The 14,191-nt window shown below is 66.4% G+C and carries 12 protein-coding genes; 5 read left to right on the forward strand and 7 right to left on the reverse strand.

Translation table 11 applies throughout. The features are described 5' to 3' along the window. Positions 1-13: 13 nt before the first annotated feature. From BJG93_RS05275 to BJG93_RS05295, 5 genes are read right to left on the reverse strand one after another with little or no spacing between them, the layout of a single operon-like run. Positions 14-289: a K+/H+ antiporter subunit F gene (locus BJG93_RS05275; protein ID WP_027197281.1), complete on the reverse strand. Its 276-nt coding sequence runs from the start codon at positions 287-289 to the stop codon at positions 14-16. Beyond that, positions 283-777: a Na+/H+ antiporter subunit E gene (locus BJG93_RS05280; RefSeq protein ID WP_027197282.1), complete on the reverse strand. Its 495-nt coding sequence runs from the start codon at positions 775-777 to the stop codon at positions 283-285. The genes BJG93_RS05275 and BJG93_RS05280 overlap by 7 nt, the downstream gene beginning before the upstream one ends. Positions 778-789: 12 nt before the next feature. Then, positions 790-2,571 (reverse strand): monovalent cation/H+ antiporter subunit D, encoded by a 1,782-nt coding sequence (locus BJG93_RS05285; protein ID WP_027197283.1) that lies wholly within the window; start codon positions 2,569-2,571, stop codon positions 790-792. Further along, a complete protein-coding gene (locus tag BJG93_RS05290) occupies positions 2,568-2,900 on the reverse strand; it encodes a Na+/H+ antiporter subunit C (RefSeq protein WP_027197284.1) in 333 nt (110 codons plus the stop codon). Before BJG93_RS05290 ends, BJG93_RS05285 begins: the two co-directional genes overlap by 4 nt. Further along, positions 2,900-5,710: a monovalent cation/H+ antiporter subunit A gene (locus BJG93_RS05295; protein WP_027197285.1), complete on the reverse strand. Its 2,811-nt coding sequence runs from the start codon at positions 5,708-5,710 to the stop codon at positions 2,900-2,902. The genes BJG93_RS05290 and BJG93_RS05295 overlap by 1 nt, the downstream gene beginning before the upstream one ends. A 282-nt stretch (positions 5,711-5,992) precedes the next feature. On the opposite strand from BJG93_RS05295, the gene BJG93_RS05300 reads away from it, so the two are divergent. Then, a complete protein-coding gene (locus tag BJG93_RS05300; protein ID WP_027197286.1) occupies positions 5,993-7,255 on the forward strand; it encodes an MFS transporter in 1,263 nt (420 codons plus the stop codon). Positions 7,256-7,487: 232 nt separating this feature from the next. On the opposite strand, the gene BJG93_RS05305 is transcribed toward BJG93_RS05300, so the two are convergent. Beyond that, positions 7,488-8,480, reverse strand: a complete 993-nt coding sequence (locus BJG93_RS05305; RefSeq protein ID WP_027197287.1) for a chemotaxis protein — start codon at positions 8,478-8,480, stop codon at positions 7,488-7,490. Between the two features lie 271 nt (positions 8,481-8,751). Here BJG93_RS05305 and BJG93_RS05310 point away from each other — a divergent pair, with 271 nt between their 5' ends. The 3 genes from BJG93_RS05310 (at position 8,752) to BJG93_RS05320 (ending at position 12,264) form a co-directional block, all read left to right on the forward strand. Next, positions 8,752-9,318, forward strand: a complete 567-nt coding sequence (locus BJG93_RS05310; protein WP_027197288.1) for a DUF4142 domain-containing protein — start codon at positions 8,752-8,754, stop codon at positions 9,316-9,318. Between the two features lie 107 nt (positions 9,319-9,425). Next, a complete protein-coding gene (locus BJG93_RS05315; protein ID WP_027197289.1) occupies positions 9,426-11,171 on the forward strand; it encodes a tetratricopeptide repeat protein in 1,746 nt (581 codons plus the stop codon). A gap of 67 nt (positions 11,172-11,238) precedes the next feature. Then, positions 11,239-12,264 (forward strand): aldo/keto reductase, encoded by a 1,026-nt coding sequence (locus tag BJG93_RS05320; protein WP_027197290.1) that lies wholly within the window; start codon positions 11,239-11,241, stop codon positions 12,262-12,264. Positions 12,265-12,309: 45 nt separating this feature from the next. Here the strand turns inward: BJG93_RS05320 and BJG93_RS05325 are convergent, their stop codons facing one another. Next, positions 12,310-13,053 (reverse strand): SDR family oxidoreductase, encoded by a 744-nt coding sequence (locus BJG93_RS05325; protein ID WP_027197291.1) that lies wholly within the window; start codon positions 13,051-13,053, stop codon positions 12,310-12,312. Between the two features lie 118 nt (positions 13,054-13,171). Here BJG93_RS05325 and BJG93_RS05330 point away from each other — a divergent pair, with 118 nt between their 5' ends. Further along, positions 13,172-14,062, forward strand: coding sequence for a LysR family transcriptional regulator (locus BJG93_RS05330; RefSeq protein WP_027197292.1), 891 nt, complete (start codon positions 13,172-13,174; stop codon positions 14,060-14,062). Positions 14,063-14,191 lie beyond the last annotated feature (129 nt).

Consider the following 14,191-nt stretch of genomic DNA (forward strand, 5'->3'; position numbering starts at 1 on the left):
CGCCCACCTCGCGCTAGTTGAGTTCGATGATGTCGCCGCGCTGCAAATACTTGGTGAGCGCAACAGTGCCGAGAAAACCCATCACCGCGATCAGCAGCGCCACCTCGAAGAGAAGTGTCGAGCGCAAGCTGATCCCGTACACGACGATCAACGCGATCGCATTGATGTTGAGCGTATCGAGCGCGACGATGCGATCGGGCAGCGACGGACCGCGCACGAGGCGCCACAGCGTGAGCAAAAACGCGATACCGAGGATCGCGAGCGAGATCGGAACCACCATGGCTAGCATGCGAAGATCTCCATCAAAGGGGCTTCATAGCGGGACTTGATCAGCGCGATGAGCGCTGCTTCGTCGTCGAGATCGAGCACGTGAACGGCGAGGCGAGTGCGGTCGTCGCTGAGTTCGGCACACAGTGTGCCGGGGCTCAGCGAGACCACGCTGATGAGTATCGTGAGCGCGATCTCGTGGGTGCTATCGAGCGGCACCTCGATGAACGCGGGGCGCAGCCGTTTCGTCGGGCCGAGCACGAGCAGCGCGACCTCGACGTTGGCCACGATGATGTCGATGAACACGTGCCAGGCGAGACGCGCGAGCAGCCACGGCCGACCCACGCGCACCGGCCGCAGCCACAAGCCTTCGGCGACGCTAAACGAGATCACGCCGCCGAGCACCGCGCCGAGCAGCAGATTGCCCGGCGAGACGTCGTTCATCAGCAGCACCCAGCACATGATCAGCACGACGGTGAGCCACGGGTGGGGGAAGAGCCTTTTCAGCATCGTCAGTTCCCCTTAACGGGGTCCGCCGGTGCAGCCTGCGCTGTCGGCGCAGCGCTTGCCCGGGGGCAAGATCGCGTGCACATAAGCGGCGCGATCGAAGAGCTGCGCCGCCGTATCGCTCAGATAGTGCCGCACCGCGCCCGCGCCGAGCGAAATAGCCACGACGCAGCCGAGCAGCAGAGCACAGGCGGCGAGCTTCGCGTTGCTGCCCCTCGGTGCGCGCTCGTGCTGACCGGCGGCGGCGCGCGCGGCCGGCGCGGCCCACATCAGGCGCGTGCCCGCGCGGCTCAGCGCAACGATCGACAGCAGGCTCGACAGCAGAACGGCGGGCCACAGCACGGCAGCCGCGCCGCTCGGCGTGGCGGCCAGCACCATTGCCTTGCCGAGGAAACCCGAAAGCGGCGGCAGGCCCGCGGCGCCCACCGCGGCGATCAGATAGAGCAGCGCGGCGAGGTTCGACGGCCACGGCGCATGCGGCCGCGCGGACGTTGCAACAGTCGCTTCGGTCTCGGCGCGAGCGGCTTGCACGGCAAGCACGGCGAGCGCGCCGGCCGTCTCGACCTGCAGTGGCTGCACGCGCGCAAGTGTCGCTACCGCCTCGCCGTCCGGGGCGGGCGAGATGGCCACCCCAAACGCATCGTCGAGCGCTTCGAGCGAGCCAGGCTCGATCGCAGCGGCATCGGCGGAAACAGTGGCGCGGGCGGCAGGGGCGGCCTGCGGCGTCGAGGCTTGCTCCGGTTCGAGCGTGTCCGCGAGCAGGAACAGCGCGCCTGTGCAGAGCGTCGTGCTGATCAGGTAGTAAAGCAGCGCGCTCCATGCAAGCGGCGTCTGTTGCGCGACCGCCGCGATCAGCAGCCCCACGGAGACCAGCACCAGATAGCCCGTCGTGGTCTTCAGACTCGACACCGCGAGCGCGCCCAGTGCGCCGAACACAATCGTCGCGATCGCGAGCCACCACGCCCACTGATGCATGAAGGCGTCGAGCACGCCGCCCGCCGCGCCGAACACGAGGGCGTCGCAGCGCAGCATCGCGTAAATGCCGACCTTGGTCATGATCGCGAACAGCGCGGCCACCGGACCGATCGCGCTGCGGTATGCCTGCGGCAGCCAGAACGACATCGGAAACACCGCGGCCTTGAGGCCGAACACGAGCATCAGCGTCGCGCCCGCGAACTGCGCGAGCGGCAGCGACGCCGGGCCGAGACGCGTAACGCGTTCGCCCATGTCGGCCATGTTGAGCGTGCCGGTGATGCCGTAGAGCACGCCGATCGCAATCAGGAAGAACGACGAGCCGACGAGGTTCATCAACAGATAGTGCAGCCCGTTGCGCACGCGTCGCGCGCCGCCACCGTGCAGCAGCAGCGCGTACGACGCGATCAGCAGCAGTTCGAAGAACACGAACAGATTGAAGAGGTCGCCCGCGAGAAACGCGCCGTTCAGGCCCATCAGTTGGAACTGGAACAGCGCACGGAAATGACGCCCGCGCCTCGCGTCCTCGCTCGAGGTGCCGAGCAGGCAGCAGAGCGCGAGCACCGCGGTGAGCACCAGCATCAGCGCGCCGAGCCGGTCGAGTTGCAGCACGATGCCGAACGGCGCGGGCCATGCGCCAAGCGCGTAGCTGACGACCTCGCCTTGTGCCGCGCGCGCCATCAACAGACACGCGACGGGCAGCAGCGCGACGCTGGCGGCCACGTTCAGCGCGCGTTGCAGGCGTTTCGCTCGCAACGGCAACGCGACGATGAGCCCCGCGCAGAAAAGCGGAATCAGGATCGGGAGCAGCAGGACGTGATTCATTCGGCGCGCGTCTCCTCGCCATTGACGTGATCGTTGCCCGTGATCGAAAACGAGCGTAGCGCGAGCACCACGGTGAAGGCCGTCATCGCGAAGCCGATCACGATCGCCGTCAGGACCAGCGCCTGCGGCACCGGATCGACGTATTGCGCCCCCGCCACGATGACCGCCGGCTTGCCGATCGCGAGCCGGCCCATGCCGAGCAGGAACAGGTTGATCGCATACGAGAACAGCGTGATGCCAAGAATCACGGGCAATACGCGCGCGCTCAGCAGCAGGTAGATGCCGCAGGTGCAAAGCACGCCGATCGCAATGGCAAAGGCGGCTTCCATCAGCTTTTCTCCACGGATTGCATGTCTTTGTCGCGCACGCCGAGGTGCGAGACGATCGTTAGTGTCGTGCCGACCACCGCGCCCATGACGCCTAGGTCGAACAGCATCGCCGTGGACAGTTCGATTTCTCCGATCAGCGGCACATGCAGGTGCCCGAACGCACTGGTCAAAAACGGCCGGCCGAATGCGAAACTGCCGAGCCCCGTCGTCGCCGCGATCAGCAGGCCGATTCCCGCGAGCGCGCGGTAGTTGACGCGGATGCGCGATTCGGTCCACAGCACGCCGCTCGCGACGTACTGCAGCAACAGCGCGATCGAGATGATCAGCGACGCGATGAAGCCGCCGCCGGGCAGGTTATGGCCGCGCAGGAACACGAATACGGCGACGAGCACCGTGAGCGGCAGCATCAGCCGCGCGAGGATTGCGAGCATCAGCGGATGCGATTGCGACGACCACGGCAAACCGTCCGGCCCCGCCTCGGGCGACTTCAGGCGCAGTCCGCGCAGCAGCGCTTTGACGGCAAGCCCCGCGACCACGAGCACGCTGATTTCGACCATCGTATCGAAGCCGCGGAAGTCCACGAGGATCACGTTGACGACGTTGTGCCCGCCGCTGCCGGGCAGCGCGTTGGCAAGGAAGTACGGTGCGATGCCCGCGACGGGCGCGCTGGTCATGATCCGGTACGTCACACCGGCGAGCAGCAGGCCGCCCGCGAGCGCCAGCACGCCGTTGCGCAGCCGGGCGGGGAGCGGCTCGACGGCGCTTTGCCGCGCGGGCAGAAAATAGACGGCCAGCACGAGCAGCAGGATCGTGACCACTTCGACGGAGATCTGCGTAAGCGCGAGATCAGGCGCGGAGAAGCGCACGAAGGCGAGCGACACGAGCAGACCACAGGTGCTCAGCATGATGAGTGCGTACAGCGTGCGCGCCCGCACCAGCACCACGCCGAGTGCGAGCAGCGACATCAGCACGAGCCCGCCGAGTGTGAGCGGATCGAGCGGCAGGCGCGTGTGGCTGCCGCTCGAGGCGTCGAGCGCGACCGGAGCGATCAGCGACACGCCCGGCACGATCAGCATCGCCGCGATCATCCAGGCAAGGTACGCCGGCAACGAGCGCGTCTCGAACACGCGCACGATCACGCCCGCGCTGCGTTCGAGACGCTGCACGACGTGCTCGAAAATTTCGCTCGCGTTCAACTCGGTGAGCGCGGTGCGATGGTGGCGGAATGCATTGCGGCGAAAGAAAAACAGGGCTGCGCCCGCCGCGAACGACACCGCGCTCATCACGAGCGGCGTATTGATGCCGTGCCACAGGCTCAGGCTGTAGTCGGGCAGCTTGCCGCCGAGTGCGAACCACGCGGCCGACGCGAGCAGCCTGCCGATGCTTTGCTGCGGGAACAGGCCGATCAGCAGGCATAGCGCCACCAGAATTTCGACCGGCAGCCTCATGAAGCGCGGTGCCTCATGCGGCGGATAGTGCGGCAGATCGTGCGGCGTCTCGCCGTCGAAGAACACACCCCAGACGAAGCGCAGCGAGTACGCGACGGACAGCGCCGCGGCCACGACCGCGATGACCGGCACGGCGAAGTTCAGCGGCCCGAACATGCTTTGCGCGAGTGTTTCGCCGAAGAACATTTCCTTGGAGAGAAAGCCGTTGAGCAGCGGCACGCCGGCCATCGACAGCGACGCCACGCACGCGAGCGCGGCCGTATGCGGCAGGTACCTGCGCAGGCCGCGCAGACGGCCCAGATCGCGCGTGCCGGTTTCATGATCGACGATGCCCGCGGCCATGAAGAGCGAGGCCTTGAACACGGCGTGGTTGACCGTATGAAAGAGCGCGGCGACGGTCGAGAGCTGCGTATCGAGGCCGAACAGCAGCACGATCAGGCCGAGATGGCTGATGGTCGAATACGCGAGCAGGCCCTTCAGATCGCGCTGCAACAGCGCCATCCCGGCACCGCCCACGAGCGTGACGAGCCCGGCGAGCGTAGCCGTGTACGCCCACAGGTGCGTCCCTTCGAAGACCGGATAGAGACGCGCGAGCAGGAACACGCCGGCCTTCACCATCGTCGCCGAATGCAGATAGGCCGACACCGGCGTGGGTGCCGACATCGCGTGCGGCAACCAGAAATGGAAAGGGAACTGCGCCGACTTCGTGAACGCCGCGAACAGCGTGAGCAGCACGATGGCGGGGTAGAGCGGATGGTGTTGCACCGTGTCGACCTGGGCGAGGACGTCGTTCAGCTCGTAGCTGCCGCATACGTGGCCGAGCAACAGCACGGCCGCGAGCAGCGCGAGGCCACCCGCGCCGGTGACGGTGAGCGCCATGCGCGCGCCGCGCCTCGCATCGGGCCGCGACGGCCAGGAGCCGATCAGCAGGAACGAGACGAGGCTCGTGAGCTCCCAGAAGATCACGAGCAGCAGCAGGTTGTTCGACAGCACGACGCCGAGCATCGCGCCCATGAAGAGCAGAAGCAGCAGGTACAGACGCGGCAACGCATCGCTGTCGGCGAGGTAATAGCGCGCGTAGATGAACACGAGCAAGCCGATCGCGAGCACCAGCAGCGCAAACATGAACGATAGGCCATCGAGGCGCAGCGACAGCGCGAGGCCGATGTCGGGCACCCAGTCGTGGCGCCATTGCATCACTTCGTGGTCGGCGAGACCCACGCGCGCAGTGAGCAGCAGCCCGCAGCCGAACCACGCCGCCGCGAACGTGATCCACGTGCAGAGCGCGGCAGCGCGCCGCCTCGTGAGCGCAACCAGTGCCGCTGCCATGAACGGAAGCAGGACGAGCCAGCCCAATATCATTCGATGCCCTCCGGAAATTCGAGTGCGCGTTAGACAGTGTGGCTGGCCGGCGGGAGGTAGGCGGGTGTGCCGCCTGGCGGATGGCCGCCCACGGCGCACAATCATAGCCGCAAACAGATCGGCAACTCACATCGATGCATGAGGCATAAATATACGCAGTGATATACGCAGTGCGAGGCGCAGCGAGCCCGACTGATCGCCAATCAAGCTTATCTTCCGATCTTGCTCTAAACTGGCGCCGCCCAATCCACGCCCGATGCGCGACGTCACGAGCAACATCCCATGCCCCCAGTCTTCACCGATCCCGCCGATTCTCCAAATTTCAGCCTGCCGAAACACCCGCCGTTCCAGCGTTTCTGGTGCACCCGGATCCTGTCGTCGCTGTCGTTCCAGATGCTCGCGGTCGCGATGGGCTGGCATGTCTACGCGCTCACGCATAGCGCATTTGCACTTGGCCTCGTCGGCCTCGCGCAGTTCCTGCCGATGTTCCTGCTGACCCTCGTCGTCGGTCATGTCGCCGATCGTTACGATCGGCGCCGCATCGCCGCCGTCTGCCAGAGCCTCGAAAGCGTCGCTGCATTGCTGTTCGCGATCGGCACCTTCAGCGGCTGGATCAGCGCGCCGGTCATCTATGTGCTGGCTGCCTGCGTCGGCGCGGCGCGCGCATTCGAATCGCCGGCCGTATCGTCGCTGCTCCCGGCCGTGGTGCCGCGCGGCTATCTGCCGAAGGCGACCGCATGGGCCACCTCCGCCAATCAGACTGCGCAGATCGCCGGGCCCGCGCTCGGCGGTCTGCTGTATGGCATCGGTCCGGGCGCCGCGTATCTCGCGTGCACCCTGTCGTTCGCGGCTGCGGCGACGTCCGTGTGGCGCATCCCGCTGCAGACGAAGCCGGCGAGCCGCGCGCCTGTCACGCTCGAGTCGATCTTCTCGGGCATCGCGTTCATTCGTCGCGAGCCGGTGATTCTCGGCGCGCTGTCGCTCGATCTGTTCGCGGTGCTGTTCGGCGGCGCGACCGCGTTACTGCCGATCTTCGCGCGCGACGTGCTGCATGCGGGGCCGATCGGTCTCGGCTTATTGCGCTCGGGCACCGCGATCGGCGCGCTCGCGGGCACCATCTGGCTCGCCCATTTCCCGTTGCGCAACCGGCCCGGCGCGGCGATGTTCGGCGGCGTGATCGCGTTCGGCATCGCGACGCTCGTATTCGGGCTGTCGCATCAGTTCCTGGTGTCGCTGCTCGCGCTGATGGTGCTCGGTGCGTCGGACACGATCAGCGTGGTGGTGCGGCTGTCGCTGGTGCAACTGCGCACGCCCGATGACATGCTCGGCCGCGTCAACGCGGTCAACTCGTTGTTCATTGGGACCTCGAATCAATTGGGCGAGTTCGAATCGGGCCTGACCGCCGGATGGTGGGGCGCGCAGCCGGCGGTGCTGGTCGGCGGTGTCGCGACGATCGCGATCGCGCTGTTGTGGATGCGGTTCTTCCCCGAACTGCGGCACACGCGCACGCTCGAACGCGAAGAGGCGCTCGTGGCGAGCGCCTGAGTGCGAGACCTTGGGCGCCATCGCGCGATCGGCTCGCTATCGGGATGCCTGAGCAACGCGCGGCGCTCGACGGCTTTCGTGCGCGCAAGCGGCGCCATACGACGGGCGCCGAGACCGGCCGCATGGACTTCTCGGTCGAGCTTGCCGCGCATCGTTAAAAGCGTCGGCGGGCGGCAGACGTTGCGTTAGCGTCGGCTGCCGCGATCCGGTCCGCTGCTCGGCACCGCAGGCATCAAGCCACCGCCGCGTTCGCCGGCGCAGCGCCCAGCGCATCACGGATCGCATCGGCGAGCTCGCTCGCCGCGAACTTCGCGACATAGCCGTTCGCGCCCGCGTTCTTCACATGCGCCTCATTCGCCGCGCCCGTCAGCGACGAATGAATGATCACCGGAATGTCGCGCGTCCGTTCGTCGGCCTTGATCTGGCGCGTCAGCATGAAGCCGTCCATTTCCGGCATCTCGAGATCGGTCAGTACCAGCGCGATGCTGTCTTTCGCCCGCGTGCCGTTTCGCTGCGCGTCGCGCGCGACCTGCTGGAGCGTTTGCCACGCTTCTTCACCGGTTTTGGTCATGATGTAGTCGGCGCCGATCGCGGCGAGCGCCTGCTCGATCAGCTTGCGCGCGAAGCCCGAGTCGTCGGCGGCGAGAATCTTCGCGCCGTGGCGGATGCCGAGCGCTTCGCCGACCGAGGCCGGATCGACGCTCGGATGCTGCGACGGGAACACGTCGCGCAGCACCTGCTCGACGTCGATCACCTGCGCGAGCCGCGAGTCGCCGGTATTGCCGTCGATGCGCGCGATGCTGGTGACGAGCTTGCCCCCCGCCGAGCCATCGGCCGACAGCACCTGGTTCCATTCGAGCCGCACGATGTCGTCGACTTCCTCGACCGCGAAGGCCTGCGTCGAACGCGCGAACTCGGTGACGAGCAGGATGTTCAGCCCGCGCGTCGGCTCGCAGCCCATCAGTCGCGGCAGATCGATCACGGGAATGATCTGCCCGCGAATGTCGACCGCGCCCATCACGTACGGCGACGATCCGGCGATCGGCGTGACGGTCGGCATCGTCGAGATTTCGCGCACCTTGAACACGTTGATCCCATACAGCTCGTGCGCGTCGCTGCCCGGCACGCAGCCGAGGCGGTAGAGCAGCAGCTCGAACTTGTTGGAGCTCGTGAGGTTGCTTCGTTCGGTGCTGCGCTCGTGGTTGGCACGGTGGTCGTCTGCCATTGGAATCGTCCTCCAGAATTGCGGTGCTGTGCGGTGCCTGTCTATGGTTATCGGCCTCGCTCGAAAAAAGTTCAGCACTGCATGGCGGTTTCGGCGGCGCGCGCGGTTCACGCGCATGCCGCAAACGTGTGCGCATTCCTATGAGGGTTACTTAAGGTTACAGAAGCGACAGCAGCGTTTCACCTCGCTGGCGACGTGCCTCCTAGAATCGGCAGCGATAAAAGCGTATCCGTCGCTTCGCTTTCAGTTGCTTTCACCTCAAGGAGAACGTATGAACCGCCTGCCTTCCGTCCTGTTCGCCCGCATTGCCGCCGCCGCATGCTGCGGCGGTCTTCTGACGCTCGCCTCGGTGGCCAGCGCGCAGGGCGCCGCGCCCGCGGACCCGGCCCGCCTGCATGCCGCAGACCAGACCTTCATCGCGGACGGCACGCAAGCCGTCGCGACGCAGCGTGATGCCGCGCGTATCGCCACCGCGCGCTCGGCCGACCGCGACGTGAAGGCCTTTGCCGAGCGCGTGTCGAGCGACGACGCGAAGATCACCGACGCATTGCGCGCGGCGAGTCCTCGCGGTGTGGACGTGCCGAAGAACGATCCCGACGCGGCGGTGCTCGCGAGCATCAACAACCTGCGCGGCGCGGAGTTCGACAAGAAGTACATCGAGCAGGTCGCGCTCGCGGGTGAACAGAGGGCGCTGTCCGCGTTCCAGGCGGAAATCGCGTCGGGCCGCGACGAGCAGTTGAAGGCCGCCGCGAAACAGGCGCTGCCGACCATCCAGCAGCACTATGCGATGGCGCAGGATCTCGCGAAGCGCAAGCATCTGTCCGTGGCCGCGCAGTAAGCGGCGCGGCGTTGCTACGCGGCAGCGGCGGCGCGTCGAACACCGGCTTTCAGCGATAATCGTGCGCTTCTCCCGACGATTCTTCGCGCCTCCGTTCCAGGTACCGCATGAGCAAGCCCGCCAGTCTGCCGCAACAGTTGGACCATCTGCTTCGACAAGCCGTCGCGCTTCAGAGGAACGGCGCGCTCGTCGAAGCGGAGGAGCTGTATCGCGAGATACTCGAACTGAAGCCGAAGCATGGCGACGCGTTGCGCTGGCTCGGCGAACTCGCGCTGCAAACGGGCCGCTTGCAGGAAGGCGTGGATCTGCTGAAGAAGGCGCTCGCGCTCAACGCCAGGCAGCCCGCCGTGCATTCGAATCTCGCCTATGCGCTGAACGCGTTGCAGCGTCATGACGAAGCGCTCGCCTGCGCCGAGCGGGCGCTCGCGATGCAGCCGGAATTCGCCGATGCGTTGAATCATCGCGGCAACGCATCGGCCGCGCTGAACCGTCCTCTCGACGCGCTCGCGAGCTACGAGCGCGCGCTTTCGCTGGTGCCGGAGTTCGCGCAAGCGTGGAACAATCGCGCGTGCGTGCTGCGCGATCTCGGCCGTTATGCCGATGCGCTCGGCAGCTGCGACCGGGCGCTCGCGTTGCAACCTGACTACCCGGAGGCGTGGAGCAATCGCGGCAACGTGCTCGGCGATCTGAACCAGCCGCACGAAGCGCAGCGCTGCTATCAGCGCGCGCTGGAACTTGCGCCGGCTTTCGTCGATGCATGGAACAACCTCGGTCTCGCGCAGACCGATCTGAATCAGCGCGAGCAGGCGTTGTCGAGCTATCAGCGCGCGCTTGCGTTGAATCCGGCGTCGGTCGAGGCGCACTGGAACCAGGCGCTATGCCTGCTGCAGATGGGGCGCTTCGATACCGGCTGGCGCGAATACGAATGGCGCTGGCAGCGCAACCGCATCAAGTCCGGTAAACGTGCGTTCGCGCAGCCGCTGTGGCTCGGCGATTTTCCGCTCGACGGCAAAACGATCCTGCTGCATGCGGAGCAGGGCCTCGGCGACACGCTGCAGTTCTGCCGCTATGCGACGCTCGTGGCGAAGCTCGGCGCGAGAGTCGTGCTCGAAGTGCCGGGCACGTTGTTGCGCTTGCTGTCGACGCTCGATGGTGTCGATCAGTTGGTCGAAGCGGGGCAGCCGTTGCCGCCGTTCGATTGTCATTGTCCGCTGCTGAGCTTGCCGTTGGCGTTCGGCACGAACGAAGCGAGCATTCCGGCGGCCACGCCCTATCTCTTTGCGCAGACGGCGGCCGTGAGCGAATGGCGGCAGCGTATCGAACCCGACACCAGCGCTAACGCTAGCGCGCATGCCAGCGCAATCCGGCCACTGAAAGTCGGTCTCGTCTGGGCCGGTGAAAACCGCGCGCAGGTCGCAGAGCTGCGCAAGATCGACGCGCGTCGCTCGCTCGCGTTCGAGCAACTCGCGCCGCTCCTCGACGTGCCGAACGTACGCTTCTTCAGCGTGCAGAAGGGTGCGGCCGCCCCGCAGCTTGCCGACAGTGCGCACCGTGAGCGCGTCGCCGATCACACGGACCTGCTGCACGATTTCGCCGATACCGCCGCGCTCGTCGCCAGTCTCGATCTGGTGATTTCGGTCGATACGTCCACCGCGCATCTGGCCGGCGCGCTCGGCAAACCCGTCTGGATCCTGAACCGCTTCGACACCTGCTGGCGTTGGCTGCTCGAACGCAGCGACACGCCGTGGTATCCGTGCGCGCGGTTGTTCCGTCAGCCGGCGCTCGGCGATTGGCGCAGCGCGATCGAGGCCGTGCGCGATGCGCTTGCCGAGCTGAGCGCGTCGCGCTCGTGACGCGTCCGTGCGGACCCGGGTAGACTGAACCTCCGTTCATCGACGGCAATGCCACGGAGATTCTTCAATGGAATACAGACATCTGGGTGCATCGGGATTCAAGGTGCCGGTGCTGAGTTTCGGCACCGGTACGTTCGGCGGCAAGGGCGAATTTTTCCAGGCGTGGGGCGCGACCGACGTCGCCGAAGCGCGGCGTCTGATCGACATCTGCTTCGACGCGGGCGTCACGATGTTCGACACCGCCGACATCTATTCGAAGGGCGCGTCCGAGTCGGTGCTCGGCGAAGCGCTGAAGGGCAAGCGCGACAAGGCGATTGTGTCGACCAAGGCGACGTTTCGTTTCGACGACGATCCGAACGGCGTCGGCTCGTCGCGCTTCCATCTGATCAAGGCGGTCGATTCGGCGCTCAAGCGGCTGCAGACCGATTACATCGACCTGTTCCAGCTGCATGGTTTCGACGCCAAAACACCGATCCCCGAAGTGCTGTCCACGCTCGACGACCTCGTGCGCGCGGGCAAGGTCCGCTATATCGGCGTGTCGAATTTCTCCGGCTGGCATCTGATGAAGTCGCTCGATCTCGCCGACCGTTACGGCTATCCGCGCTATGTCGCGAATCAGACCTACTACTCGCTGGTCGGGCGCGACTACGAGTGGGAACTGATGCCGCTCGGTGTCGACCAGGGCGTCGGTGCGGTGGTGTGGAGTCCGCTCGGCTGGGGGCGATTGACCGGCAAGCTCAAGCGCGGCCAGCCGCTACCGCAGACGAGCCGTCTGCACAAGACCGCCGACATGGGCCCGCCGGTGCCGGAAGACTATCTTTTCCGCGTGCTGGACGCGCTCGACGAAGTCGCCGCCGAAACCGGCAAGACCGTGCCGCAGATCGCGCTGAACTGGCTGCTGCAACGGCCGACCGTCGCGACGGTGCTGATCGGCGCGCGCAACGAGGAGCAACTGCGGCAGAACCTCGGCGCGGTCGGCTGGAATCTGACGCCCGAGCAGGTCGCGAAGCTCGACGCGGCGAGCGCCGTGCGTCCCGCGTATCCGTATTGGCATCAGGAAGGCTTCGCGGAACGCAATCCGAAGGCGGTTTGAGCGGCACGGGTCGTGCACGGCGGCACGCTGGATCGCCGCTTATCCTCAGGCGAGGCCGCCATTGGCCCGCAACACCTGTCCATTGATCCAGCCCGCATCGGGGCCGACCAGAAACGCGACCACGCCGGCCACGTCTTCCGGCTCGCCGAGGCGTTGCAGCGGCGGCATCTTCGCGAACGTCTCGATCTGCTCGTCGGTTTTGCCGTCGAGGAACAGCGCGGTCGCGATCGGTCCCGGCGCGACCGCGTTCACCGTGATGTCGCGCCCGCGCAGCTCCTTCGCGAACACGCGCGTGAACGCTTCGACGGCCGCCTTGGTCGCGGTGTAGATGCCATAGCCGGGCAGGTTCATCGCGAGCACGCTGGTCGAGAAATTGACGATGCGTCCGCCGTCGTTGAGGCGCGCGGCCGCTTCGCGCAGCGTGTTGAAGGTGCCGCGCACGTTGATGTCGAACGTTTGGTCGTAGAGCGCGTCGGGCGTGTCGGCGAGCGGCGTCGGCTTCATGACGCCCGCGTTGTTGACGAGCACGTCGACCGTGCCCAATTCGCGTTCGGTGAGCTCGAACATGCGCCGCACGTCGTCTGGCTTCGACACGTCGGCTTGCACCGCGAGCGCCTTGCCGCCGGCCTCGCGGATCGCGCCGACGAGCGCGTCGGCTTCGGCCGCGCTCGATGCGTAGTTGACGGCGACTGCGTAGCCGTCGTTCGCGAGCCGCTGTGCGACGGCCGTGCCGATGCCGCGCGATGCGCCCGTCACGATGGCGACTTTCGCTGCTTGGTTCGTGTTCATGATGCGTTTCCTCACAGAAGGGGTTGGATCGGTGAGGTGAATCATGACCGCTTTCGGCGTTGAGATAATCCGGTTAGACTGGCGATCAGCATTCCATTCGCTTTAATAATCCGCCGATATGGACCGTTTCGAAGAAATGCGCGTGTTCGTGCGGATCGCTGAGCGGCAGAGCTTCACGCGCGCCGCCGACGATCTGCAGATCCCGCGCGCAACCGTCACCAACCTGATGAAACGCCTGGAGCAGCGGCTCGGCGCGCGGCTGCTCGAACGCACGACGCGCACCGTGCGGCTCACTCCCGACGGCGACGCGCACTACCAGCGCTGCGTGCGCTTGATCGCGGACATGGAGGAGGCCGAGGGGGCGTTTTCCAATCTCGCGCCGAAGGGACTCCTGCGCGTGAACGTGCAGGGCACGCTCGCGCGGCACTTCGTGGTGCCGGCGCTGCCCGCGTTCCTCGCGCGCTTTCCTGACATCGAGCTGATGATCGGCGAGGACGACCGGTTCGTCGACCTGGTGCGCGAGGGCATCGATTGCGTGCTGCGCGCGGGCGTGCTGCAGGACTCGTCGATGGTCGGGCGGCGCGTCGCGCAGCTGCGGCAGGTCACGGTCGCGAGTCCCGCGTACCTGGCCGCGCATGGCGAGCCGGCCGATCCCGGCGCGCTGTCGACGCATCGCGCGGTCAACTACGTGTCGAGCGCGACCGGCAAGCCGGTGCCGCTCGAATTTCGCGTCGATGGGCGCGATACCGCGATCGTGCTGCCGTCGGCGGTGTCGGTCAGCGGCGCCGACCTGTACACGGGCGCGGCTGTCGCCGGGCTCGGCATCGTGCAGGTGCCGCGCTACCGTGTCGATGGCGAGCTGGCGGCGGGGCGGCTGCGGATCATCCTCGCGGACTATCCGCCGCCGCCGCTGCCGGTGTCGGTCCTGTATCCGCAGAACCGGCAGTTGTCGTCGCGGGTGCGGGTGTTCGCGCAATGGCTGCGGGAGATTTTCGAGGCGGTGAGCTGAAGAGCGAAGTGGCTAACCCCCACGCGTCGCTGCGATTTCCTCGTTCCGTCGATCAGCGTGAAAGCGCCTGAGCGCGTCATGGAAAACTGTATAAACATACAGTATAGTATCCCCCTACAGCCACGCTTT

The organism is Paraburkholderia sprentiae WSM5005, from assembly GCF_001865575.2.
GTDB lineage: Bacteria > Pseudomonadota > Gammaproteobacteria > Burkholderiales > Burkholderiaceae > Paraburkholderia > Paraburkholderia sprentiae.

Coding starts and splice junctions, on each gene's coding strand:
- BJG93_RS05315 (WP_027197289.1), top strand. CDS start 9,426: ATGAGCAAGCCCGCCAGTCTGCCGCAACAGTTGGACCATCTGCTTCGA.
- BJG93_RS05305 (WP_027197287.1), bottom strand. CDS start 8,480: ATGGCAGACGACCACCGTGCCAACCACGAGCGCAGCACCGAACGAAGC.
- BJG93_RS05310 (WP_027197288.1), top strand. CDS start 8,752: ATGAACCGCCTGCCTTCCGTCCTGTTCGCCCGCATTGCCGCCGCCGCA.
- BJG93_RS05290 (WP_027197284.1), bottom strand. CDS start 2,900: ATGGAAGCCGCCTTTGCCATTGCGATCGGCGTGCTTTGCACCTGCGGC.
- BJG93_RS05300 (WP_027197286.1), top strand. CDS start 5,993: ATGCCCCCAGTCTTCACCGATCCCGCCGATTCTCCAAATTTCAGCCTG.
- BJG93_RS05320 (WP_027197290.1), top strand. CDS start 11,239: ATGGAATACAGACATCTGGGTGCATCGGGATTCAAGGTGCCGGTGCTG.
- BJG93_RS05275 (WP_027197281.1), bottom strand. CDS start 289: ATGCTAGCCATGGTGGTTCCGATCTCGCTCGCGATCCTCGGTATCGCG.
- BJG93_RS05280 (WP_027197282.1), bottom strand. CDS start 777: ATGCTGAAAAGGCTCTTCCCCCACCCGTGGCTCACCGTCGTGCTGATC.
- BJG93_RS05330 (WP_027197292.1), top strand. CDS start 13,172: ATGGACCGTTTCGAAGAAATGCGCGTGTTCGTGCGGATCGCTGAGCGG.
- BJG93_RS05325 (WP_027197291.1), bottom strand. CDS start 13,053: ATGAACACGAACCAAGCAGCGAAAGTCGCCATCGTGACGGGCGCATCG.
- BJG93_RS05285 (WP_027197283.1), bottom strand. CDS start 2,571: ATGAATCACGTCCTGCTGCTCCCGATCCTGATTCCGCTTTTCTGCGCG.
- BJG93_RS05295 (WP_027197285.1), bottom strand. CDS start 5,710: ATGATATTGGGCTGGCTCGTCCTGCTTCCGTTCATGGCAGCGGCACTG.